The organism is Streptomyces sp. ISL-98 (assembly GCF_018614055.1).
Lineage (GTDB): Bacteria > Actinomycetota > Actinomycetes > Streptomycetales > Streptomycetaceae > Streptomyces > Streptomyces spiramyceticus.
In genome coordinates this window covers 1-21,461 of the sequence record NZ_JAGGPB010000055.1, presented here as the reverse complement: position 1 = coordinate 21,461, position 21,461 = coordinate 1, and the positions used below count along the sequence as shown (strand labels likewise).

The window sequence follows — 21,461 nt, the reverse complement described above, 5'->3', positions numbered from 1 at the left end:
GGAACAGGCGCGTACGGAACAGACCAGTGGCCCGGACCACCTGAGGCCCGGGCCACCGGAATCTTCAGTACGGCGTGTCAGCCGCCCCGGCCGCAGGCGACGCCGTCCAGAAGCACTGAGTGGATGGCACGGACCGGCGACGGCGCGGTCTGTACGGTCCATTCGCCCTTGCACTCCCGGCCCTTGCCTTCCCAGGGGTCGACCGGCGGCTCGGGCACGACGGTCGCGTCGGCCATCGCGTAGTCGTCGGTGGTGAGCGAGCCGACGCCGTAGAGGGCCGCGCCCCAGGTGATCTGGTCGGTGTTCTCGGGGATGACGGGTGTACGGACCTCGGTGCGGGCGTACGTCCCGGACCGAGGGAGCGTGTTGAGGTCGGTCCAGAAGACCCAGCCCGCCGTCTTGTCGTGCCGGAAGAGCGTCATCGTCGCATCGGGCGAGGTCGACTTGTACCAGAGGGAGAGGTCGTACTGGTGGCCCGGCGTGACCGTGGGCGCACTCGTTCTCCAGCATCATGGCCTTGCGGTCGCCGTCCGTGCGGCGGGTGAGGTCGATGCGCAGGGCGCGGGCGCCCGCGTGCGCGTCGTCGCCCGAAGGGCGAACAGCCGCGCGCTAGCGCCCCGTACCCCCCAGCCGCTCAGCCAGTACCGCCGGGTCGTCCGTCGGGGCGTCGCACACGAAGTGCCGGCACACGTACGCGCCCTCCGGACGGTCCACCAGCAGCGGGAACTCCCGGCTCCCCGCCTCGCCCACCGCGACCACCGCTCCCGGCGCCCCGCTCATCAGCGCCACCCGGTGCAGTTCCCGCGTCGCCGCGTCGTCCGGCGGTCCCACGACCGCCACCTCGCGCGGCCCGTCCAGTACCGACTCCGCGACCGCCAGGCCCCATCCGATGAACCGGGGCGCACGCGGACCCAGCGCCTTCACCACGCCCAGCGCCCGCTCCGCCGCGCTGCGGTGAGCCTCGGAGCCCGTGTGCGCGGCGTACGACAGGAGCGCGCCGGCCGCCGCCGTCCACCCCGACGGCACCGCGTTGTCCGTGGGGTCCTGCGGCCGCCGGATGAGCTTCTCGGCGTCGTGGGCCGTGTCGTACAGCGTCCCGCCCTCGCCCACGAACTGGTCGATGACGATGTCCAGCAGGAAGCCGGCGAACTCCAGCCACACTCCCTCGCCCGTCACCGACGCGAGCGCGAGGAAGCCCTCCGCCACGTCCGCGTAGTCCTCCAGGACCCCCGCATTGGCCCCGGCCCGCCCGTCCTTGGACGTACGGGAAAGCCGCGCGCCCTCGTCCATGTGCACCCGCACCAGCAGGTCCGCCGCTTCGGTGGCCCGCTCCACAAGGTCCGGCCGTTCGAAGTACGCGCCCGTCTCGGCCAGCGCGGCGATCGCGAGGCCGTTCCAGGCGGCCACGATCTTGTCGTCGCGCCCGGGGCGGGCCCGCAGGGCGCGGGCCGCGAGCAGCCTGGCCCGGATGTCCGCCAGCCGCGCGGCGTCTTCCACGCCCTCCGCCAGCGGCAGCTGAAGCACGGACGCCCCTGCCTCGAAGGTCCCCTCCAGCGTCACGTTGAAGTGCCGCGCCGCGAATTCCGCGTCCTGCTCGCCCAGCACCTCGCGGAGCTGCTCCGGCGTCCATACGTAGTACGCGCCCTCGACGTGCCTGCCCGTGCCGTCGTCGCTGTCCGCATCCAGCGCAGACGCGAATCCGCCTTCCTGCGTACGGAGTTCGCTCACGATGAAGTCGGCGGTCTCCAGCGCCACCCGCCGCGCCAGATCGGATCCGGTGGCCCGCCACAGGTGGGCGTACACGCGGCACAGCAGGGCGTTGTCGTACAGCATCTTCTCGAAGTGCGGTACGACCCATTCGCGGTCGACCGAATAGCGCGCGAATCCACCGGCGAGCTGATCGTAAATTCCGCCGCGTGCCATCGCCTCGCAGGTGTCCGCCGCCATTTGCAGCGCACCTTCGGAGCCCGTACGCGCGTAATGGCGCAGCAGAAACTCCAGCACCATGGACGGCGGGAACTTCGGCGCACCGCCGAATCCGGCGTTCGCGGCGTCGTATTCGCGGGTCAGCCCGAGCAGGGCCTGGGCGAGCTCCTCCTCGCCGGGCAGGTCGGGTGCGCCGTACGCGAGGGAGCGTTCGGCGAGGTCGCGCACGATCTTTCCGGCGACCTCCGCGACCTCCGCGCGCCGGTCCGTCCAGGCGGCCGAGACGCCTTCCAGCACCTGGAGGAAGGACGGCTGGCCGTGCCGGGGCTCGGGCGGGAAGTACGTACCGAAGTAGAAGGGCTCGGCGTCGGCGGTCATGAACACGGTCATGGGCCAGCCGCCCTGCCCGGTGGCGGCCTGCACCGCTTCCATGTAGACGGCATCGACGTCGGGCCGCTCCTCGCGGTCGACCTTGACGTTCACGAAGTGCTCGTTGAGGTACGCGGCGGTCGGGACGTCCTCGAAGGACTCGTGGGCCATGACATGACACCAGTGGCAGCTGCTGTACCCGACGCTGAGCAGCACGGGCACGCCGCGCTTTCGCGCCTCCTCGAACGCACCGGCCGACCAGGGCCACCAGTCGACGGGGTTGTCGGCGTGCTGGACGAGGTACGGGGACGTCTCATGAGCCAGTCGGTTCGGCATACATCCCATCCTGCACGAACCGTCCGCGAGGGGTGAGAGTGACGGGCCGCGAGGTGCGGTGCTCAGGCGCCTGCCGCGCCTGAGCACCGCAGGCAACCCGCACCACCGACCCCGCGCCTACGGGTTGTCGGCGCCCTTCGGGGCCGGCTCCGCCGAGGGGGTCGCGGAAGCCGTCGCCCTCGCTTCCGGGGCCGCCTCCCCCTCCGGCGCCTCTTCGAAGTCGACCTTCCCCATGTGCCGATTCATCGACTTCATCAGCATCCACACGCCGACAGCCAACGCCGCGAACACAAGAAACCCGAGAACCCCCGGGGTCACCTTGTTCTTGTCGAACTTGTCCGCGGCGAGCGGGACGATCTGCGTCATTGCCAGGGTTACGTTCACATCAGGCATTGTCGCGGATGCCCGCAAACAGGTCGCTCTCGGGGAGGGACGTATCGACGAGCGACTTCGCGAGCTCGTACTCCTCCGTCGGCCAGACGTCCCGCTGGATGTCCATCGGGACGCGGAACCAGCCGCCGTCGGGGTCGATCTGCGTGGCGTGCGCGATGAGCGCCTTGTCGCGGATCTCGAAGAAGTCCGCGCACGGTACGTACGTGGTCAGCGTGCGCTCGGCGCGCTGGAACTCCTTCCAGCGCTCCAGCCACTCCCCGTACGGCGACTCCATGCCGCGCTCCAGGAGCGCCTCGTGGAGCGCGACGGTGCGCGGCCGGTTGAAGCCCTGGTTGTAGTAGAGCTTCTCCGGCTGCCAGGCCGCCCCGAACTCCGCCTCCGGGAACTTCTCGGTGTCCGCCGCCCCGTCGAAAGCCACCATCGTGATCTTGTGGGTCATGATGTGGTCGGGGTGCGGGTAGCCGCCGTTCTCGTCGTACGTCGTGATGACCTGCGGACGGAACGTACGGATCGACTTCACCAGCCGGCCCGCCGCCACATCGACGTCCTCCAGCGCGAAGCAGCCGTCCGGCAGCGGTGGCAGCGGGTCGCCCTCCGGGAGGCCGGAGTCGACGAAGCCGAGCCATTCCTGCCGGACGCCCAGGATCTCGCGGGCCTCGTCCATCTCTTTTTTACGTACCTCGTGGATGTGCTCCTCGATGTACTTGTCGCCCTGAAGCTTCGGATTGAGGATGGAGCCACGCTCGCCTCCCGTGCAGGTCACGACCAGCACGTCCACCCCCTCGGACACATACTTGGCCATGGTCGCCGCACCCTTGCTCGACTCGTCGTCGGGGTGGGCGTGAACGGCCATCAGTCGCAGCTGATCAGTCAAGACTCGATCCTCAGTGATTCGGCGCAATAAGCGGCTTCTATAGTGACCGAATCGGGGGCGGGAAAATTCCGGAGCCCCTGCGCCAGGAGGAAAGATCATGACCGCGGTACGCCAGTCCACCCCCGAGGGGCGCTACGGCCGCTCGGCGGACGAACGCGCGGACCGCAGGCTCAAGATGGCGGGCGCCGTGCTCGGCGTGCTGTTCCTGGGGATGATCGGCTGGTTCGGCTACGACTACGTCACCGGCCAGGAGATCAGCGCCGAGGTCATCAAGTTCGACACCGTCTCGGACACCGAGGTCAAGGTGCACCTGGAAGTGCGCAAGGACGCGGACGCGACCGGCACGTGCACGCTGCGCTCGATGGCGGAGAGCGGCGCCGAGGTGGGCCGCAAGGACGTCCGCATCGACGAGAGGGCCACCGCCCGGCTCGACGAGATCTACACCGTGCGTACAACCGCCAAGGCGACCAGCACGGAGCTGACAGGCTGCACGGTCGACAGCGGTTCTACGGGCTGACCTGCAATGATGTGTATCGGAGGGTTTTCCTCCTCCCCCTTCGCCGCCTGAATTGTTAGGCTCGTGGTTTCGCCCGCCCGTGGAGGCACATGCTTCTGGGTAGGGCGATGCTTTGTATTCCCAGTACCGACGAGGAGCACCTGTGACCCAGACCAGCGAGAGCGTCACCTGGCTGACCCAGGAGGCGTACGACCAGCTCAAGGCCGAGCTGGAGTACCTGTCGGGTCCCGCACGTACGGAGATTGCCGGCAAGATCGCGGCTGCCCGCGAGGAAGGTGACCTGCGTGAGAACGGCGGGTACCACGCGGCCAAGGAGGAGCAGGGCAAGCAAGAGCTCCGTGTGCGGCAGCTGACCCAGCTCCTGGAGAACGCGAAGGTCGGCGAGGCCCCCACGGCCAGCGGCATCGTGGCCCCCGGCATGGTCGTCAAGATCGCCTTCGACGGCGACGAGGACGACACGATGACGTTCCTGCTCGCCTCCCGCGAGTACGCGAGCTCGGCTGTCGAGACGTACTCGCCGCAGTCCCCGCTGGGCACCGGCGTGAACGGCAAGAAGGTCGGCGAGGACGCGCAGTACGAGATGCCGAACGGCAAGAAGGCTTCGGTGAGGATCCTCGACGCCGTGCCGTACCGGGCCTGAGCCGGTCAGTCAGTCAGCCAGACAGACAGCGCGAAAGCCCCCGGCCGGTTTCCGGCCGGGGGCTTTCGTCTGTGCAGGGACCTCGGCCCCTCACAACGCAGCCGACCGGTACTTCCGCACCGCCAGCGTCCTGAACACCACGACGATCAGCACCGACCAGAGCAGCGAGGCCCACACCGGGTGCTGCATCGGCCAGGCGTCGGACTGGACGACCCCCGGGTTCCCGAAGAGCTCGCGGCAGGCCTGCACCGTGGCGCTGAACGGGTTCCACTCGGCGATCGGGCGGATCCAGGCGGTCATCATCGTCGGGTCCACGAAGGCGTTCGAGACGAACGTGACCGGGAAGAGCCAGATCAGGCCGCCCGAGGTGGCCGCCTCCGGCGTACGGACCGAAAGCCCGATGAGCGCGCCGATCCAGGAGAACGCGTACCCCAGGAGCAGCAGCAGCGCGAACGCGCCGAGCGCCTTCGCGATGCCTTCGTGGATGCGCCAGCCGACCAGGAGGCCGACGACGGCGAGGACCACCACGGTCAGCGCGGTCTGCACCAGGTCGGCGAGGGTGCGGCCGGTGAGGACCGCGCCGCGCGCCATGGGCAGTGAGCGGAAGCAGTCGACGAGGCCCTTGTGCATGTCGTCGGCGATGCCCGCTCCCGCGCCCGCCGTGGCGAAGGTGACGGTCTGGGCGAAGATGCCCGACATCAGGAATTCGCGGTACTGGCCCGGGTCGGTGCTGCCGCCGACGCTCAGCGAGCCGCCGAAGACATAGCTGAACAGCACCACGAACATCACGGGCTGGATCAGCCCGAAGATGATCATTTCCGGGATGCGTGCCATGCGGATCAGATTGCGCTTGGCGATGACGAGCGAGTCGGCGACCGACTGGACGATGCCGCCGCGCGGCTGCGGGGCACGGGTGGCACCGCTCGGTACTGCGTCCGTTACGGCGCTCACTTGGCGGCCTCCACTGCTTCCGCCGCGTCGGCTGCTTCTGCCTCTTCCGCCTCGGCTTCGGCCCGGTGGCCGGTCAGCGAGATGAAGACGTCGTCGAGGGTGGGTCTGCGCAGCCCGATGTCGTCGATCTCGACGCCCCGGGTGTCCAGCTCGCGGATGACCTCGGCCAGCAGCTTGGCGCCGCCGGTGACCGGGACGGTGATCTGACGGGTGTGCTGCTCGGTCTTGGCCTCGCCCTTGCCGAAGATGCGCAGCACCTCCTCGGCGACGGTCAGCTGCTCGCGCGCGTGCACGACGACCTCGATGCGCTCGCCGCCCGTCTGGGCCTTGAGCTGGTCGGAGGTGCCCCGGGCGATGACGCGGCCGTGGTCGATGACGCAGATGTCGTGGGCCAGGTGGTCGGCCTCTTCCAGATACTGGGTGGTCAGCAGGAGCGTCGTACCGCCCGCGACCAGTTCCTGGATGACCTCCCACAGCTGCTGGCGGTTGCGCGGGTCGAGGCCGGTGGTGGGCTCGTCCATGAACATCACCGGCGGGCTGACGACCAGCGCGGCCGCGAGGTCGAGGCGGCGGCGCATGCCGCCGGAGTACGTCTTGGCCGTACGGTCGGCGGCATCGGCGAGGTTGAAGCGCTCCAGGAGTTCACCGGCGCGTGCCTTGGCGTCCTTCGCGGACAACTGGTAGAGCCTGCCGACCATCTGGAGGTTCTCACGCCCGGTGAGGTACTCGTCGACGGCGGCGAACTGGCCGGACAGGCCGATGGAACGGCGCACTTCGTTGGGGTGCTTGAGGACGTCGATACCGGCGACGACCGCCCTGCCGCTGTCGGGCTGCAGCAGCGTGGTCAGGACGCGCACGGCGGTGGTCTTGCCGGCGCCGTTCGGGCCGAGCAGGCCCAGGACGGTCCCTTCGGGGACATCGAGATCAACGCCGTCGAGAGCTTTTACGTCGCCGAAGGTTTTCACCAGGCCTTCGGCGTAGATGGCGCCTGGCATAAGGGTCCCCCAGTTGTGTGGGTGGTTCCTACGCGGATCTTAGATTTGCCGTGCTTGAGTCGCTCGGCGAAGCAGTAGCGCGAGACACACCGTAACGCGATACATCGCGTCGGAGGGAGGGGTTGGACGAAACCGCTCAGGGCCGGATCCCCCTGGGACAGGGCACCCCTCAGGTCATCACCGTGTAGCCCGCTTCCCGCAGCGCCGCCCTGACCTCCGAGCAGTGCTCGGGCCCCTTCGTCTCCAGGTGCAACTCCACCTCCACTTCCGTGAGTCCGAGCCGCGGGTCGGTCCGTACATGACCCACATCGAGCACGTTGGCGTCGACCACCGACAACGCCGCGAGGAGTGCGGCCAGCGCGCCCGGCCGGTCCGCGAGGCGCAGCCGCAGCGACAGGTAGCGGCCCGCCGCCGCCATGCCGTGGCGCAGGATCCGCTGCATCAGCACCGGGTCGACATTGCCGCCCGACAGCACCGCGACGACCGGCCCCTCGAAGGCGTCCGGCCTGCTCAGCAGCGCCGCGACCGGGCTCGCGCCGGCCGGTTCGACGACCAGCTTCGCCCGCTCCAGGCAGAGCAGCAGCGCACTCGACAGGTCGTCCTCGGACACCGTGACGACGCCGTCGAGCAGCTGATTGATGATCGCGAAGGGTACGTCGCCGGGGCGCCCCACCTTGATGCCGTCCGCCATCGTCTGCGCCGTCTCGATCGTCACCGGCCGGCCGGCGGCCAGGGACGGCGGATAACTGGCCGCGCCTTCCGCCTGTACGCCGACGACCCTCACATCGGGACGCAGCGACTTGATGGCGACCGCGATGCCCGCGGCGAGGCCGCCGCCGCCGACACCGACGAGGATCGTCTGTACCTCCGGGCACTGCTCCAGGATCTCCAGGCCCACCGTGCCCTGTCCCGCGATGATGTCGGGGTGATCGAAGGGGTGGATGAAGACGGCGCCCGTGTCGTCGGCGTACCGCTGGGCGGCGGCCAGTGTCTCGTCGACCACCTGTCCGTACATCCGCACCTCCGCGCCGTACTCCCGCGTCGCCGCGACCTTCGGCAGGGGCGCCCCGACCGGCATGAAGACCGTGGACCGTACGCCGAGAAGAGTGGACGCCAGTGCGACGCCCTGCGCGTGGTTGCCCGCGCTGGCGGCTACGACGCCGGCCGCGCGCTGCTCGGGGGACAGCCCGGCGATCCGTACGTACGCGCCGCGCAGCTTGAAGGAACCGGTCCGCTGGAGGTTCTCGCACTTGAAGTGGACAGGGGATCCCACCAGCTGCGACAGGTAGCGGCTGCCTTCCATCGCCGTGGTCCTGGCCACGCCCGAGAGCATCTTCTGCGCACCCCTGATGTCGTCGAGAATGAGGGTGCGCAAGGGGTCGGGCGTACGGAAGCTCATGACCGCAAGTCTCCCAGCTCACCGCTCTTCCGGCCGCCCGGGTCCAGGCCTTGACACGGGTTTGCGCAGCGCCGGTACGCGCCCGCTGCCATCCGCGTACTCTGTCCCCCACCAAACCGACCACCGCACGAAGAGAGCCCCCAGCCATGCCCACTTCCCAGGACATGACGACTGATCCGGACACCGGCCTCCTCGATGCCCTCCAGCACCAGGTGGCCGTCTTCGCCCGCCGCGCCGAGCAGACCAGGCTCGGCGGCGTGGGCCAGGTCCGCAACTCCATGGACCGCGCGGCCTACCTACTGCTCAACCGGCTCGACCAGGAAGGCCCGATGGGCGTCAAGGCGCTCGCCGCGGGCATGGGGATCGACTCCTCGACAGTGACCAGGCAGGTCGCACCGCTCGTCGACACGGGCCTGGTCAAGCGCACGTCGCACCCGGAGGACGGCCGCGCGGTCGTGCTCCAGCTGTCACCGCGCGGTCAGGCGCGGCTCGACGAGGTGCGGTCGTCGCGGCGCGAGCTGATGGCGCAGGTCACGGAGGGGTGGAGCCCGGAGGAGCGCGATTCCTTCTGCACGCTGCTCACCCGGTTCAATTCGGCGCTCTCGGCACGCCAGAGCGCGGCGGGCGGCGACGCCGGGCCGGAGGCGGGCGATGCCTCCTCCGAGGACGTCGCCGATGCCGCGTCCGAGGTGCCGCCGACCTCTTGACCCGGGCCCTGTTCCTGGCCTGATATGAGGGCGTGCGAGAGCGGCAGGCGGTTCAGCAACGCCGCAGGGCCCGGGAGTTCGAGGCGTTCGTCGCGGGCGCGGCAGGACGGCTGCTCCATGCCGCCACGCTGCTGACGGCCGAGCCGCCGTCGGACAACGCGCGTGCGCAGCGGCTGCTGACGGCGGCGCTTTCGCGTACGTACGCGGACTGGGACCGGCTGCGCGGCGAGGACCCGTACGACCGCACCCGCCAGGAACTCGCGACCCGGTTCGCCCGCGGCGCGTGGCGCTACCACCGCGTATTCGTCCGCCGGTGGCGCGTCGTCGGTGGCGGTGTGCTGGAGCGGCTGACTCCGCAGGAGCGGCTGATCCTGGTCCTGCGCCTGTACGAAGGCGTGGCCGAGGAGCAGGCCGCCGCGCAGATCGGGCTTCCGGCGGAGCGGGTCCGGGCGATCTGTTCCCGGGCGATCGCCACGATGCGCAGCAAGCCGCCCGCGCAGGCGGCCCCGTTTCCGGAGGCCGTGACGCCATGAGCCTGCCCGACCGTAAGCAGGACGAGGTCCGGCGGATGCTGGAAGGCACGCACCCGCCGGTCCCGGCGGAGCTGGCCATGCGCGCGGCCGAGCGCGGGTCGCGGATGCTGCGGCGGCGGGCGGTGGCACGGCGGGTGATGTGGCTGCTGCTCGTGGTGGCGGTGGTGGCGTTCCTGGTGTGGGCGTCGGTCGAGCAGCCGTGGGTGGTGCCTCCGTCGGACGTCGCGCCGCCGCTGGAGGGGTGGTAGGAGCCGACACGGCCCGGATCGTACGGATCCCGCCCCGGCCGGGAAACCTCCCGGCCGGGAACACGCGGGCGCGTAAGTAAGGAATCAGGCCAGCATCTGCTTCAGGTCAGCCAGCAGGTCGTCGCCCGACTCGATGCCCACCGAGACACGCACCAGGTCCGACGGCACCTCCAGCGGCGAGCCCGCCGCCGACGCGTGCGTCATGCGGCCCGGGTGCTCGATCAGGGACTCGACGCCGCCCAGCGACTCGCCCAGCGTGAAGAGCTTCGCGCGGTTGCAGACCTCGACCGCCGCCGCCTCGCCGCCCTGGACGCGGAACGACACCATGCCGCCGAACGCCTTCATCTGCTTGGCGGCGACCTCGTGGCCCGGGTGCTCCGGCAGGCCCGGGTAGAGAACCTGGGTGACCCTGGGGTGCCGGGTCAGCATGTCCGCGACGCGGGTGGCGTTCTCGCTGTGACGGTCCATCCGTACGGCGAGGGTCTTGATGCCGCGCAGCACGAGCCACGCGTCGAAGGGCCCGGCGACCGCGCCCATCGCGTTCTGGTGGTACGCCAACTCCTCGCCCAGCGCCGGGTCGTTGACGATCAGCGCGCCGCCTACGACGTCCGAGTGCCCGCCCATGTACTTCGTCGTCGAGTGCACGACGACGTCCGCGCCGAGCGCCAGCGGCTGCTGGAGGTAGGGGCTCGCGAAGGTGTTGTCGACGACGAGGCGGGCCCCGGCCGTGCGCGCGATGGCCGCGAGCGCCGCGATGTCGGTGATGCCGAGGAGGGGGTTGGAGGGCGTCTCGACCCAGATCGCCTTCGTCTTCGGGGTGACTACGGCACGTACCGCGGCCGGGTCGGAGGTGTCCGCGACCGAGAAGTCGACGCCCCAGCGCGAGACGACCTTGGCGAAGAGCCGGAAGGTGCCGCCGTACGCGTCGTTCGGGATGACCACGTGGTCGCCGGGGGTCAGCAGGGTCCGCAGGAGGCAGTCCTCCGCCGCGAGGCCCGACGCGAAGGCGAGGCCGAGGCTGCCGCCTTCCAGAGCCGCCAGGTTCTGCTCCAGGGCGGTGCGTGTGGGGTTGGCGCTGCGGCTGTACTCGTAGCCGCCGCGCAGTCCGCCCACGCCGTCCTGCTTGTACGTGGACACCTGATAGATCGGCGGTACGACCGCGCCCGTGAGGGGGTCGGCGGTGTTGCCCGCGTGGATCGCGATCGTCTCGAAGCTGTGGTCATCGCTCATGGGACCCGAGCGTAGTTCGTCTGCGCGCGGGGCTCCCGTCGACGTCCGGGACAATGAATGCATGGAGATTCTCTGGTTCCTGCTCGCCATGTGCATGCTGGTGGCGATCATCGGTCCTTACGTGCTGCGCAGGCGTGCCGGCGGCATCCGGCTGGTCTCGCCCGGCGCCCCCGACGCCGCCGACCCGGCCGACTACGGCTTCGTACGCCAGGAGCACCTCGACATCCGGATGCCGGGCCCGGACCAGGACCTGGAAGACGTACTGGAGGTCGTGCAGCAGACGCAGGACTGGCGGGCCGCGGCGCAGCTGCTGGCCGGGACCGGCAAGGAGGGCGAGCTGCGCTGGCAGCGCGTGCAGGCGTTCGCCGGGGCCGCGTCGCTGGAGCTGGCGCAGAAGCCCGGCGAGGGCGGGCGCTGGCTGCGGTCGTGGCGTGCGGAGTCGCCGAAGGACGCGGGCGGGGCGCAAGTGCACGCGGAGTTCCTGGTGCAGCAGGCGTGGCGTACGTCGACGCCCGGCACGGACGACTTCCGGATCATCCTGGAGGAGGCCCGAACGGTGTGCGCGGAGGCGGCGCTGCTCGCCCCCGGCGACCCGGTCCCGTACATCGTCGAGCTGGCCGTGGCGCGCGGACTGCACTACTCCGAGCCGGAGTTCGACCAGCTGTGGGCCAAGGTCATCGACCGCGCGCCCGCCCATATGGGGGCGCACCTGGCGGCGCTGAGCTACCGCAGCGAGAACTGGCACGGCTCCCGCGACGCCGCCGACACCTTCGCGACGGCCGCCGCGGCGCGTGCGCCGCAGGGGTCGCTGCTGGCGGCGCTTCCCCTGTTCGCGGTGTACGAGCACCTGCCCGAGGTCAATCTCGTGCGGGGCTTCTACCAGAGCGCGGTGGTGACGCGGGCAGTGGAGGGCGCACTCTTCGCGGTGCACGCGGCGCGCGCCGACGACCCGATGCTGGCGCACGTACGGCACCTGCTGGTCCTCTTCCTCGTACGGTGCGAGCGGTGGTCGGAGGCGATGAACCAGCTGCGGCACGTGGACGGCCACGTCGGCGCCCTCCCGTGGACGCACAGCCCGGACCCGGCGGCGGAGTACGCGGTGTACCGCGCGCTGGCGGTGGCGGGGTACGAGGCGAACGGCGGAAGCCCGGCGACGCTGCCGCACTAGGGCGTGTCCGGCGGATCAGGCCTGGGCCGCGCAGGAATCCCCGGCCCTCCCCCGGCGTTGAGGAGGAGGCACAGACCATCCAGGAGGAGACCGCATGTTCTTCGGCCGTACCCCCCAGCTCCCCACCCCGGAACAGGCCCTGAAGGGCCGCTCGACCCCCGAGTTCCAGGTCCCCTCCCGCCACACCGTCCTCGGCAACCCGCTGGTGGGCCCGTACCCCGACGGTCTGGAGACCGCCGACTTCGGGATGGGCTGTTTCTGGGGTGCCGAGCGGAAGTTCTGGCAGACGGAGGGCGTCTGGACGACGCTCGTCGGCTACCAGGGCGGCTACACCGAGAATCCGGCGTACGAGGAAGCCTGCTCGGGCCTGACGGGCCACACCGAGGCGGTGCGCGTCGTCTTCGACCCGTCGGTTGTCTCGTACGAGCAGCTGCTGAAGATCTTCTGGGAGAACCACAACCCCACCCAGGGCTTCCGCCAGGGCAACGACGTAGGCACGCAGTACCGATCGGCGATCTACACCCACTCCCCGGCTCAGGCAGCAGCCGCAGAGGCGTCGCGCGAGGCGTACCAGAAGGTCCTGACGGGCTCGGGCCACGGCACGATCACCACGGAAATCCTCCCGGCGGAAGACCGCCCGTTCTGGCCGGCGGAGCCGTACCACCAGCAGTATCTTGACCGCAACGTTAACGGGTACTGCGGGATCGGTGGGACGGGTGTTTCTTGCCCGATCGGCGTCGCGAAGGCCGAGGGGTGAGCTCTGGTTTCACCCCCGAGCTGCTGGCGGCGCTATGGCGGGAACGGCGGCCGTCGGGTCCGCCCATCGCTCACACGTTCCGGGGCGCGTACGCCGACCGCTGGGTGCGCTTCCACAGCCTTCCGGACTCGAAGCGCTACCCGGAGTCCGAGGATGAGTACTCGATCATGCTGGACCGGTACAACACGGTCCTCGACGAACTGTTCGCGGGCACAGACGTGTTCGTGGTGACCATGGACTGGTCGAACACACCGACCGGGCCCGCCGGCTACCCGACACCCCGACAGACACTGCACCCCGACGGCATCCGCTGGTGGACCAAGTCGGAGCAGGACGACCCCGACCCGGAGTTCCACACCCACACACGTCTGTACGCTGACCGGCGCCCATGGGAACGCGGTTGCGTCGACGAGCTGCTGCGCGCCGTCGCGGACGAAGCGCTCGTCGAAGTGTTCTTCACCGATACGGAACTTCGACGCATCCACCACCCGTACGACGGCGGCGCCGACGTCGTCCTCGCCACAACCGCAGAGCGAGACCGGCTGCGCAACCAGCACACCGCCTGGCTCTCCAGCCACCCAGCGGGGCTTTAACACCAGCAGTGTCTTGACCGCAAGATCAACGGTACTGCGGGATCGGTGGGACGGGCGTCAAGCTAAGCGCCCCTTCGGAAACGAACTGGGGCCGTTCCTGCCCGACCGGAATCGCGCCAGTCGAGGACTGACCTCAGTGGCTCGGTTCGCCGTTCTCCAGGTAGCGGGGGCTCTCCTCGGTCATTACACGCAGTGCCTGGGCTGCGCGACGGCGAGTACGCGGCGGGAGCCGGTCCAGGGCGTCGTCAGGCGCGAAGAATTCGCACGCCGATAGTTCGTGATCACGCGGATGCAGGCTCGCGCTCTGGCCCCGGCTGAGCGTGCCGCCGTCGAAGATGAAGGAAAGCTGGTCGTCCCACGGGCCGTGCGGGGCGACCCAGTCGACGCAGAGCAGTCCGCGCAGGGAGACCGTCAGCCCGAGCTCTTCGCGAAGCTCTCGCCGTGCCGCATCCTGCGGGGACTCGTTGGCCTCTGCCATGCCGCCGGGCAGGTCCCACGCCTCCTTGTACGTTGGCTTCACCAGAAGCACGCGTCCGGCCTCGTCCCGGAAGAGCACATCCGCCGCCACGCGCTTGCGAGCCTGCTTCGCGTTCCCTTCCGCCAGGTACGTATCCCACTCCGCCGTGCCCGGCTGGGGCCGCGTGGTCACGTGATCGCACCTCCGCTGTGCGGCGTGCTGATCCCTGCCAGGAGCAGCGCGCGTTGCTGATTGACCGCTCCCAGACAGTCCAGGAACTCGGCCACCACACGCTCGCCACGATACGGGGCCAGAGCGCTGGCCAGCTCGTCGAGTTGCTGTGTGATCCTCACAGAACCCAAGGTGCCGCACGCGCTGAGCAGTTCCCGGCCGACGTCGCACGCGGCCTCAAGCTCGCCCTGCTGGGTCCTGATCGTTGCCAACGTGATCTGACCGAATACGCGACTGCGCGCGCGGTCGCCGGAACGGAGGGCGACCGCCCGTTCTGCCGCATCGACTGCGGCGGGCAGAGTGCCGAGATCTTGTAAGGAGAGCGCTGTCTCGCTGGCAAGTGCGGCGGCGTCGAATGAGCTGATCCAGTACGACGGCGGTGCGTCGGGCGACCTGGCCAGCTCCTTCTGCGCGAGTGCCAACGCCCGCCGGGTGGCGTCCGGCTCTCCGAGTTGCGCCAGAGCGCGGGCCTCCATCGCATGCAGCCTGGCGGAGAGCGTGGGCACTGCCGTGCCGTGCGCCACGTGATCCCGTCCCGCCCGTGCGAGCGAGACAGCCTCGCCAAGTCGGCCGGTCTGCAAGGCCAGATGGCTCATGCTCGCCAGGATGTTGGCACCGACAGCCCGATCCTCGCCCGCTGTCGCGAGGGGGAGTGCCTTGGCGAAGTGCTCGCGCGCTCGGCCGTTACGGCCGGAGTCGTGAGCCATCCACCCGGCCATCTCCGTGAGCGAGGCTGCCGCCCGGAACATCTGCGGGGCATCGTCGCCCGACTCGCTGCCGAAGATCCGTGGGGCCATGTTGTTGTGGAGGTAGTGCAGGACCGAGCTGTACAGGTGGCCGCCGCCGAGTTGGCGATCTGCCATGCGGAACGAGTCCATTGCCGTCATGTCCGGCGTCTTCGACACGCTGGGCATCGACTGCTCGGCACTCCTGGCGTCGGGCAGCTCCCGAGGGTTACGGGCCTCCCAAGGACGTGGGGCGAGGCGCATCAACTCCCCAGGAATCCTGAGCCCGTCGGCGATCTGTTCCATCTTCTCGACACTGGTCACGCGCCCCTCACCCCGCGCGAGCTTGCCGACGCGCTCGGGCTTGATGTCGCAGGCGTCGGCGATCCGCATGAAGCTGATCCCGGCCCACTGACGTGCGAGGGCGAAGAAGGTGCCGAAATCGTGCCGGGAGATCGCTGCCCGTACGTCGGCACGAGCCAGTAAGTATTCCGGCACGGCATTGGGCGCCATGGGTTCGGCCAACGCGCACCCCCAATGCGCTGCAACTGCTGGGTGATCGGCTCCGGCCGATTCTACCCACGGTGGGTATACCCACCGTGGGGAATCATCGCTCCTGGTCACCTCGGGACCCTGGGCAGCATGCAGGAAGACAGACACTCAAACGGGCAAGAGATCGTACGCCGTTGGGCTCGCCATCCTCGTTGTGTCGGCCTGGCTCGCGCCGAGCTCCGCAAGGCACTGGCCAATTGGGGGCTGACCGCAATCGAGGACGAAGCACTTGTTGTGCTCTCCGAGTTGCTTACCAATGCCGTACGGCATGCGCGTGTACCCAAGGGCCGGGAGATCGAGACGCGCTACCTGCTCGAGAGCGGCGGCGTACGTCTCGAAGTTCACGATGCCGACTCCCGGCGGCCGGAGCTCGGCGCGCTGCGCTCCGAGGCGGCGGGCGGTCGGGGCCTGGCCCTGGTCGAGGCACTCGCGGACGAGTGGGCCGTGAGCGGGCGGAACGGGCCCGGCAAAGTCGTGTGGGCATTGCTGACGCCCAGGTAAGTGCGGTTCGCGCCGACCGGTTCACGGCCGGTGGTCCGGCGTTGCTGCTGCTATTCGCGTCAGGTTCTGCCCTGCGGGTGCAGGCGGCCGAAACGCTGGCGGTGTCGAGCGGGAGGCGGCGAGCCGTGACCTCACGAGTAATACGGCATGCGACATGGGCGCTGGCCCTGGACCAGTCCGGCGGCTGCTGCGGAGCAGAGCAATCGAGACCAGCGGACTGCAGCGAAGTGCGCTTCTTCCGGCTCGACGGTGGGGACGAAGCCTCATGTGCTCTATTTGAGCCGACCCCCATGCATTTCTAAGACGACGGCGTCAAGCATCAGATCCACCCGTTATTCCCCATCCAACCTGCCAGAGACATCATTTATTATCACGCGGCCGGTGTCGAGCATCTCCGTGACATGTTTTCTTACTTCGTCAGCCTTCCGCGTTGCGCGTATATTCTCAAGCCTAGCCCGCACGTCCGCCTTCGGCTTCGTAATATCCAACTCGTGTGCGATCTTGTTGCGTGCGGCGAAGGCAGCTCGGAGAGCGGATCCTTTAGCCGATGGATTAACTCTCTTGCGGATCTCTGAATCAGTCACTCCCAGGGCTGTCGCTATTTCTTCAACTCTTTCCACCGACTGTGCGCTGGCTCCACTCAGATGCGCCTTCCAGCGCTGCACAAGGATGGTCCTAGGGTGCTGGCCAGACGATAGCAGTATGTCCACGAGTGCGGCCGGATCGACAGAATTCTCTCCTCGGCGAGAGATTGCGTCCTGAGCAAAGGATTCAAACTTCTCCCGAACTACCTCGTCACTCTCCGACAAGATGTGCAGAGTATCTTCTACAAGAACCTTCAACGCTCGATCCAGTCCGGCTCCCGCAAATAGAACAGCGGCGCGAAGGGAATCCTGAGCTGGTGTGCTCCAATTGCCACTCAAGGCTACGCCTTGGGAAATCTTCAGAGTTCTATTTATTACACTGCCGAAGATCATAGCGCTGTCGGCCGACTCGCGTGCGGCGCGTAGCGTATTCTGCGCCTCTTTGCAGGCGAAAGATATGGTCGTGGATTCCAGTTCGTCCTCTGTTAGGGGAAGCGCCTTCCCTTGAGCCGCATCAATGATCTCTTTGGCGGCTGCCTTGCGTTGGCTCGCGGTTAGATCGCTCATGGGCGCGGATCTTTCAAGGCTTGAGGTGCAGCGGACCCATCACTGCCAAGCTACTCCGGGCGGCAACCGGAGAGTCAGGGTTGGTCGAGGCAACCCCGAGTCTGCACACGGAACCGCCGCATACCTACTCGGGGCACGTTCTTCCAAGCAGCCGAGGCGCTCAGCCAGCGTCGGCCCTGCCATCATCTCGGCCAGCAACAGTCGGCGCCAGCCAGGGCTCACTGGCTCTCGCGGGCGCTGAGCCGTAGCTCCAGTTCCACCTCTTGTCCGCGATGGATTTCACCCTGGTCCTCCGCCCGGAACAACACATCGAGCGCCTCCTTGGCTCGCCTGACAGGCCTATCATCGCCGTAGAGAGTCGCACCGATGGTGCCCTCAAGTGGTGCCGGGCCCTGGACCGGACGAGCGCCGCCTGTCTCGAAGGTCTGGGACCATACGTTGGGCTTGTAGAGCCTTGACATAATCCACGTGAACGCGGGTTTCCATTCATGGCTCTTGACCCAGGTGTGAGGCTGTGTGAACGCTGGCCTCTTCCACTCCCCAACGCGGCCACGACCCCGCCCAGTGGCTGTCGGGAAGACGGTCGCCAGAGCATCGAGCACAGCAGTCGCCGCCTCATCGCTGCCGCCGCCCAGAATGACGATGACTTGCCCACCAGAGGGCGTTTGGGGCTCCAACTGTGCGCCCCCTTCCACTCGCGTACGGCTGATCTCCCGAGTTCAGGGACTCACGTACTGCTCCTCGGTGCACTCTGTGGGGGCTGAACGGACGAGCCGCAGCCCTTCATCTGACGAGTGCTCTCGAACACCGCCGCCGACCGGAAAGCACCGGTCAGCGGCGATGCGAGGTGTCAGGCCGCCTGCACCTCGCTCAGGCGGCGGTGCGCAGTGCGTGTGTTCGCTCCGAGGCGCTCCGCCAGCGTTGGGCCGCTGACCTTCTGGCCTTCCGCCTGCATGGCGGCGACAGCCTCCTTCACCACGGCCAGCGGTTCGGCCTTGCGCCCGGCGCCCTGCCGCCGCGGCCTCGTCTCTGCCTGCTCGGCTTCTGCCAGCTCGTCGGCGAGTTCCTCTGTCAGCGTTCCCGCCTCCACCACCAGCTCTTCGGCGGTGTCCGCCAGTGCGACCTCCTCGGCCAGTTCGGCCGCCTATCGCGATAGGGCATCAGCCGCCACGGTCAGCGCGTCGGACAGCTCGGCCGCTATCTGCTCTAGCTCACGCCTCTGTGCCTCGGCCGTCATCTCGGCGGCCGGGTCACTGACTTCCACATGCAGCACGTGGCACAACGAGGGGACACAGCGGAAGGAAGCAACAGGCCTGGCAAACCACCGCTTGCCGTTGTGTTCAATGGGCTTGCTGAGCCGGGGCCGTACGGTCTCGACCGCCCTGCCAACACTGGCGGCGTAGCGCTGGGAGACGGCCTTGAGTGTCGTCACTACCGGCTGTTCCCCGGTGATCCGTTCTATGAGGACTTCATCCCAGGGCCTCGCCTTGCCGATGGGTACGAGGCTGAGCCGCTGCTCCGCGCGCTCCCACATGGGCACTTCGCCGATCTCGTCAGCACGCCTGACGGTGACCCTGAGGTCCAGCTCTTCCCTCGCCCCGTTGATGGCCGTCTGGATCTTCCGGCCACCCTTCACGGAGTTCCGCAGGGTGATGAGGACACGTGCGCCGGCGCCGAAGGCACGCCCTCCGATGGGAGAGGAAGCGGACGGTCTTCCCTCCGCCGGCCGCTTCGGGGTGTGGGTGATCAGCAGCGTGGGGATACCAGCCTGGCTGATGACCAGTGCCCGCGCATTTCGACTGATGCCGTCAGTCCCGCCACTTCGGGACCAATAGGTCAGGGTTGAAAGGCCGCCGGCCTCCGCCACCCACCGGCAGCACGATGACCGCGTGCAGCGCTTCCCTGATCAGGGCGCGCTTCTGCGCCAGATCGAGCCTCCCAGAGTTCCAGCGCTCACGCACATCGCCCGTTACCTCCGCCGTCCGCTGCTGACTCAAGGCGCGACGCGTCCTGTCCGCGCGGAGTTCCTTAACTCGGGTTTCCATCTTCTGGCTCTCCGGGAAGAACAGCTCATCCGAGATCTGGTCCGCCTGCCACGCCTGCAACATCTTGCGCTGCTTGGAAATGAGGCGGTTCAGCTCTTCCTCGTCTCCCCAACTCGCATCGTCACGCGTTGCTTTGACTGCCCGTTCTTCAAGCTTTGCAAGGACAGCTTCCGTAATGAATTCATCGATCTTGGCGCCGTTACGACCAGTACCCCCACACCCGCCCATTTCTTTGCCGGGGCACTGGTAGAGATAGCCACCAGAGAGATCCGGGCGGGCGGTTGCCCGCAGCGGAGCATTACAGATCTGCCCATCATTACGAGGCTTCCCGCATCTGAGGATTCCTGTCAGCAGATACGACGGGGTTCGGTAGTCGGTAACCGTTCCGTCGGCCTTGATGTTGGGGCCGAGTCGTGCCGAGAAGATGGCGTCAATCGCCATCCATTCCTTCGGGGTGACGATGGGCTCCCACAACCCCAACAGAGGGACACCGTTGGCGTCCCGGACCAACTCCCCATTGTGCTTCCGCCACCCGCAGAGGCGTGGATTCCACAACGCAAGCTTGAGTGAACGGCTCGCCCACTCCTTGTCGTTGATGGTGCGGACACCAGCCTCCTGCCACTCCCTCAGGATCGAGTGGAGGGACTTACCCGCGATCACTTCGCGGGCGGCCTTCGCCAGCCACGCGGCTTCCTCGGGCTCAAGCGCCAGTTTGTCGGCCTTCCAGCCGAACGGGCGCTTCCCACCCACCGGGATGCCACGCTCCGCGCGGGAGCGGTGCGAGCGGCGTGCGCGCCTCTGCATCTTCCGCACCTCCATCTTGGAGATGACCACCCCGAAGAGCCCCATGGACTCTACGTCTTCGCTATAGAGGTTCTTCGACCCCTTCGCGTCGGCGTAGACCCGCCCCTCGTCGTACGTGAGCGTGTCCACGAACCGCTCATAGTCGCCCGCCCGACGCGTGAGCCGGTCATCCGCCACCACGATGACACCGAGCACCGGCTGGCCGTCCGGCAGGTGTCCGGACTTGAGGGTCTTCAGCATGGCCTCAAACTCCGGCCGCACCACACGCGACTTGGCCGCCGACAGGTCGTTGTCCGTGCAGCGATGAACGATTGTCCAGCCAAGTCGGACTGCTGTCTCAGCGTTCAACTTGTGTTGGTCTTCGACGCCGTGACCATCCCGAGCCGTGTCGGCAGAGATGCGGGCGTACGAGACAACCGGGATCACCAGTGCCGCTTCGTTCAACTTCGTCCCCCTTCACGCAAGTTGTAATTATGCACGAAGAGAAGTGCTACAACAGCATTACCTGGACAAGAACCGGACTGTTGCGGGATCGGTGGGACGGACGTGAGCTGCCCGATGGGATACTGAAGGGCGTGCGGACAACCTCGTACCGGCTGCGCCGGGGTCCCTGGGGCATCGCCATCGACCTGACGGCAGCACCCACGCTGACCCTGGATCCCCCGTCCAGCGGTGAACAGGTCGGCGAGCGCGTGTGGCTCGATGCCGCGCCGGTCGGCGAGCATGTGCCCGCCGACCGCTCGGGGGTTCGCCTCACGCCGGAGGAGCTGCCCTGGCTTCGGCGCGGTATGGCTTTGCTGACGGGCGACATTGAAGCCGCCCATGGCCAGACGCGGCACACCCTGGTCACCGTGCACCGCGTGCTGTTCCCGGAAGCGGACTTCCAGCCGGAAGGCTTGGCCGCGGCGCTTTTGCAGTGGGGGCGGGAGGAGTTCGGCCTGGATACGCGGCCGGTGGAAGTGACCTTCGACCGTGAGGCGAATCGGTACGTCTACCCCTGGTAGGAGGCGAAGCCCCGGGCAACGGAAGCGGCAGGTTTCGCCTCAGGTGATCCACAGGCGCGTCCCTAACCGGCGGCGCACACTGGAGTGAATGCGGAATCCTCATCCGCGAGGTGATGCTTATGCGCCGCGTCCTCTCCTCAGGCTCCGCCCTCCTCCTGACGGCGGCCGTGGCTGCGGCAGGGCTCAGTGGCTGTGGTTCCGACGGCGACGAGACGCCGCAGGGGACCACTCCGACGGTCACCCGGACGCAGACCCAGACCGAGGCTCAGACCGAGGCTCAGACCGAGACCGAGACCCAGACCCAGACCGTCGCCCCTGAGCCAACGCCGCCTCCGACGCCGCCGAAGCCCACCCC

24 protein-coding genes and 2 pseudogenes are annotated in these 21,461 nt (G+C 68.3%); 12 read left to right on the top strand and 14 right to left on the bottom strand.

Annotated elements, in window-relative coordinates; all coding sequences use genetic code 11:
- Nucleotides 1-77: 77 nt before the first annotated feature.
- The 4 genes from J7I98_RS31485 to mca all read right to left on the bottom strand — a co-directional run bounded on the left by J7I98_RS31485 (nucleotide 78) and on the right by mca (nucleotide 3,898).
- On the bottom strand, nucleotides 78-422 hold the full coding sequence (locus J7I98_RS31485) for a hypothetical protein (RefSeq protein WP_214928459.1): 345 nt from the start codon (nucleotides 420-422) through the stop codon (nucleotides 78-80).
- A 187-nt stretch (nucleotides 423-609) separates the two neighbouring features.
- Nucleotides 610-2,631: a thioredoxin domain-containing protein gene (locus J7I98_RS31480; protein ID WP_214928458.1), complete on the bottom strand. Its 2,022-nt coding sequence runs from the start codon at nucleotides 2,629-2,631 to the stop codon at nucleotides 610-612.
- Between the two features lie 117 nt (nucleotides 2,632-2,748).
- Nucleotides 2,749-3,024, bottom strand: coding sequence for a hypothetical protein (locus J7I98_RS31475; RefSeq protein ID WP_214928457.1), 276 nt, complete (start codon nucleotides 3,022-3,024; stop codon nucleotides 2,749-2,751).
- On the bottom strand, nucleotides 3,017-3,898 hold the full coding sequence (mca, locus tag J7I98_RS31470; protein ID WP_214928456.1) for a mycothiol conjugate amidase Mca: 882 nt from the start codon (nucleotides 3,896-3,898) through the stop codon (nucleotides 3,017-3,019). Before mca ends, J7I98_RS31475 begins: the two co-directional genes overlap by 8 nt.
- Before the next feature lie 97 nt (nucleotides 3,899-3,995).
- On the opposite strand from mca, the gene J7I98_RS31465 reads away from it, so the two are divergent.
- Both J7I98_RS31465 and greA read left to right on the top strand, forming a co-directional pair.
- On the top strand, nucleotides 3,996-4,415 hold the full coding sequence (locus J7I98_RS31465) for a DUF4307 domain-containing protein (RefSeq protein WP_214928455.1): 420 nt from the start codon (nucleotides 3,996-3,998) through the stop codon (nucleotides 4,413-4,415).
- Nucleotides 4,416-4,557: 142 nt separating this feature from the next.
- Nucleotides 4,558-5,055 (top strand): transcription elongation factor GreA, encoded by a 498-nt coding sequence (gene greA / locus J7I98_RS31460; protein ID WP_214928454.1) that lies wholly within the window; start codon nucleotides 4,558-4,560, stop codon nucleotides 5,053-5,055.
- A gap of 90 nt (nucleotides 5,056-5,145) precedes the next feature.
- Here the strand turns inward: greA and J7I98_RS31455 are convergent, their stop codons facing one another.
- The 3 genes from J7I98_RS31455 to ilvA all read right to left on the bottom strand — a co-directional run bounded on the left by J7I98_RS31455 (nucleotide 5,146) and on the right by ilvA (nucleotide 8,400).
- Nucleotides 5,146-6,006, bottom strand: a complete 861-nt coding sequence (locus tag J7I98_RS31455; RefSeq protein WP_214928453.1) for an ABC transporter permease — start codon at nucleotides 6,004-6,006, stop codon at nucleotides 5,146-5,148.
- Complete coding sequence (locus tag J7I98_RS31450) at nucleotides 6,003-7,001, bottom strand: ATP-binding cassette domain-containing protein (RefSeq protein ID WP_214928452.1); 999 nt, start codon at nucleotides 6,999-7,001, stop codon at nucleotides 6,003-6,005. Before J7I98_RS31450 ends, J7I98_RS31455 begins: the two co-directional genes overlap by 4 nt.
- A gap of 169 nt (nucleotides 7,002-7,170) precedes the next feature.
- Entirely contained in the window at nucleotides 7,171-8,400 is a 1,230-nt protein-coding gene (ilvA, locus tag J7I98_RS31445; protein ID WP_214928451.1) for a threonine ammonia-lyase, read from the bottom strand.
- A 146-nt stretch (nucleotides 8,401-8,546) separates the two neighbouring features.
- On the opposite strand from ilvA, the gene J7I98_RS31440 reads away from it, so the two are divergent.
- Genes J7I98_RS31440 through J7I98_RS31430 form a run of 3 tightly spaced genes read left to right on the top strand, consistent with a single transcriptional unit; the run spans nucleotide 8,547 to nucleotide 9,888 of the window.
- Nucleotides 8,547-9,107 (top strand): MarR family winged helix-turn-helix transcriptional regulator, encoded by a 561-nt coding sequence (locus tag J7I98_RS31440; RefSeq protein ID WP_251021494.1) that lies wholly within the window; start codon nucleotides 8,547-8,549, stop codon nucleotides 9,105-9,107.
- Nucleotides 9,108-9,139: 32 nt separating this feature from the next.
- Nucleotides 9,140-9,640: a sigma factor-like helix-turn-helix DNA-binding protein gene (locus J7I98_RS31435; RefSeq protein WP_214928450.1), complete on the top strand. Its 501-nt coding sequence runs from the start codon at nucleotides 9,140-9,142 to the stop codon at nucleotides 9,638-9,640.
- On the top strand, nucleotides 9,637-9,888 hold the full coding sequence (locus tag J7I98_RS31430; protein WP_214928449.1) for a hypothetical protein: 252 nt from the start codon (nucleotides 9,637-9,639) through the stop codon (nucleotides 9,886-9,888). The genes J7I98_RS31435 and J7I98_RS31430 overlap by 4 nt, the downstream gene beginning before the upstream one ends.
- 84 nt (nucleotides 9,889-9,972) lie before the next feature.
- Here the strand turns inward: J7I98_RS31430 and J7I98_RS31425 are convergent, their stop codons facing one another.
- On the bottom strand, nucleotides 9,973-11,118 hold the full coding sequence (locus J7I98_RS31425; RefSeq protein ID WP_214928448.1) for a cystathionine gamma-synthase: 1,146 nt from the start codon (nucleotides 11,116-11,118) through the stop codon (nucleotides 9,973-9,975).
- A 61-nt stretch (nucleotides 11,119-11,179) separates the two neighbouring features.
- Here J7I98_RS31425 and J7I98_RS31420 point away from each other — a divergent pair, with 61 nt between their 5' ends.
- The 4 genes and pseudogenes from J7I98_RS31420 to J7I98_RS43050 all read left to right on the top strand — a co-directional run.
- Entirely contained in the window at nucleotides 11,180-12,286 is a 1,107-nt protein-coding gene (locus tag J7I98_RS31420; protein ID WP_214928447.1) for a hypothetical protein, read from the top strand.
- 94 nt (nucleotides 12,287-12,380) lie between these two features.
- The gene (msrA, locus tag J7I98_RS31415) at nucleotides 12,381-13,043 is read left to right on the top strand and encodes a peptide-methionine (S)-S-oxide reductase MsrA (protein WP_214928446.1); all 663 of its coding nucleotides are present in this window, start codon (nucleotides 12,381-12,383) and stop codon (nucleotides 13,041-13,043) included.
- On the top strand, nucleotides 13,040-13,636 hold the full coding sequence (locus J7I98_RS31410) for a hypothetical protein (RefSeq protein ID WP_308378008.1): 597 nt from the start codon (nucleotides 13,040-13,042) through the stop codon (nucleotides 13,634-13,636). The genes msrA and J7I98_RS31410 overlap by 4 nt, the downstream gene beginning before the upstream one ends.
- Nucleotides 13,637-13,767, top strand: a pseudogene (locus J7I98_RS43050) (peptide-methionine (S)-S-oxide reductase); the annotation flags it as partial. It lies immediately after the preceding gene.
- Between the two features lie 2 nt (nucleotides 13,768-13,769).
- Here J7I98_RS43050 and J7I98_RS31405 read toward each other — a convergent pair.
- Both J7I98_RS31405 and J7I98_RS31400 read right to left on the bottom strand, forming a co-directional pair.
- Nucleotides 13,770-14,285, bottom strand: coding sequence for an NUDIX hydrolase (locus J7I98_RS31405; protein WP_214928445.1), 516 nt, complete (start codon nucleotides 14,283-14,285; stop codon nucleotides 13,770-13,772).
- On the bottom strand, nucleotides 14,282-15,547 hold the full coding sequence (locus tag J7I98_RS31400) for a helix-turn-helix domain-containing protein (protein ID WP_214928444.1): 1,266 nt from the start codon (nucleotides 15,545-15,547) through the stop codon (nucleotides 14,282-14,284). The genes J7I98_RS31405 and J7I98_RS31400 overlap by 4 nt, the downstream gene beginning before the upstream one ends.
- A 144-nt stretch (nucleotides 15,548-15,691) precedes the next feature.
- Here J7I98_RS31400 and J7I98_RS31395 point away from each other — a divergent pair, with 144 nt between their 5' ends.
- The gene (locus J7I98_RS31395) at nucleotides 15,692-16,102 is read left to right on the top strand and encodes an ATP-binding protein (RefSeq protein WP_214928443.1); all 411 of its coding nucleotides are present in this window, start codon (nucleotides 15,692-15,694) and stop codon (nucleotides 16,100-16,102) included.
- A gap of 332 nt (nucleotides 16,103-16,434) precedes the next feature.
- Here the strand turns inward: J7I98_RS31395 and J7I98_RS31390 are convergent, their stop codons facing one another.
- The 4 genes from J7I98_RS31390 to J7I98_RS31375 all read right to left on the bottom strand — a co-directional run bounded on the left by J7I98_RS31390 (nucleotide 16,435) and on the right by J7I98_RS31375 (nucleotide 20,546).
- Nucleotides 16,435-17,253 carry a hypothetical protein gene (locus tag J7I98_RS31390; RefSeq protein ID WP_214928442.1) on the bottom strand — a complete coding sequence of 273 codons (819 nt, stop codon included), beginning with the start codon at nucleotides 17,251-17,253 and terminating at the stop codon, nucleotides 16,435-16,437.
- 850 nt (nucleotides 17,254-18,103) lie between these two features.
- Nucleotides 18,104-18,343, bottom strand: coding sequence for a hypothetical protein (locus tag J7I98_RS31385; protein ID WP_214928441.1), 240 nt, complete (start codon nucleotides 18,341-18,343; stop codon nucleotides 18,104-18,106).
- A 54-nt stretch (nucleotides 18,344-18,397) separates the two neighbouring features.
- Nucleotides 18,398-18,889 (bottom strand): hypothetical protein, encoded by a 492-nt coding sequence (locus J7I98_RS31380; RefSeq protein ID WP_214928440.1) that lies wholly within the window; start codon nucleotides 18,887-18,889, stop codon nucleotides 18,398-18,400.
- Nucleotides 18,890-19,061: 172 nt separating this feature from the next.
- Nucleotides 19,062-20,546 (bottom strand): recombinase family protein, encoded by a 1,485-nt coding sequence (locus J7I98_RS31375; RefSeq protein ID WP_214928439.1) that lies wholly within the window; start codon nucleotides 20,544-20,546, stop codon nucleotides 19,062-19,064.
- A gap of 29 nt (nucleotides 20,547-20,575) precedes the next feature.
- Here J7I98_RS31375 and J7I98_RS31370 point away from each other — a divergent pair, with 29 nt between their 5' ends.
- Both J7I98_RS31370 and J7I98_RS31365 read left to right on the top strand, forming a co-directional pair.
- Entirely contained in the window at nucleotides 20,576-21,106 is a 531-nt protein-coding gene (locus J7I98_RS31370; protein ID WP_214928438.1) for a hypothetical protein, read from the top strand.
- A 119-nt stretch (nucleotides 21,107-21,225) separates the two neighbouring features.
- Nucleotides 21,226-21,461: pseudogene (locus J7I98_RS31365) on the top strand (hypothetical protein); the annotation flags it as partial.

Bases quoted from the DNA above. Each gene is read 5' to 3' on its own strand.
- J7I98_RS31485 (WP_214928459.1), bottom strand. From the start codon at position 422: ATGACGCTCTTCCGGCACGACAAGACGGCGGGCTGGGTCTTCTGGACC.
- J7I98_RS31480 (WP_214928458.1), bottom strand. From the start codon at position 2,631: ATGCCGAACCGACTGGCTCATGAGACGTCCCCGTACCTCGTCCAGCAC.
- J7I98_RS31475 (WP_214928457.1), bottom strand. From the start codon at position 3,024: ATGCCTGATGTGAACGTAACCCTGGCAATGACGCAGATCGTCCCGCTC.
- J7I98_RS31465 (WP_214928455.1), top strand. From the start codon at position 3,996: ATGACCGCGGTACGCCAGTCCACCCCCGAGGGGCGCTACGGCCGCTCG.
- J7I98_RS31450 (WP_214928452.1), bottom strand. From the start codon at position 7,001: ATGCCAGGCGCCATCTACGCCGAAGGCCTGGTGAAAACCTTCGGCGAC.
- ilvA (WP_214928451.1), bottom strand. From the start codon at position 8,400: ATGAGCTTCCGTACGCCCGACCCCTTGCGCACCCTCATTCTCGACGAC.
- J7I98_RS31440 (WP_251021494.1), top strand. From the start codon at position 8,547: ATGCCCACTTCCCAGGACATGACGACTGATCCGGACACCGGCCTCCTC.
- J7I98_RS31430 (WP_214928449.1), top strand. From the start codon at position 9,637: ATGAGCCTGCCCGACCGTAAGCAGGACGAGGTCCGGCGGATGCTGGAA.
- J7I98_RS31425 (WP_214928448.1), bottom strand. From the start codon at position 11,118: ATGAGCGATGACCACAGCTTCGAGACGATCGCGATCCACGCGGGCAAC.
- J7I98_RS31420 (WP_214928447.1), top strand. From the start codon at position 11,180: ATGGAGATTCTCTGGTTCCTGCTCGCCATGTGCATGCTGGTGGCGATC.
- msrA (WP_214928446.1), top strand. From the start codon at position 12,381: ATGTTCTTCGGCCGTACCCCCCAGCTCCCCACCCCGGAACAGGCCCTG.
- J7I98_RS31395 (WP_214928443.1), top strand. From the start codon at position 15,692: ATGCAGGAAGACAGACACTCAAACGGGCAAGAGATCGTACGCCGTTGG.
- J7I98_RS31390 (WP_214928442.1), bottom strand. From the start codon at position 17,253: ATGAGCGATCTAACCGCGAGCCAACGCAAGGCAGCCGCCAAAGAGATC.
- J7I98_RS31370 (WP_214928438.1), top strand. From the start codon at position 20,576: ATGCACGAAGAGAAGTGCTACAACAGCATTACCTGGACAAGAACCGGA.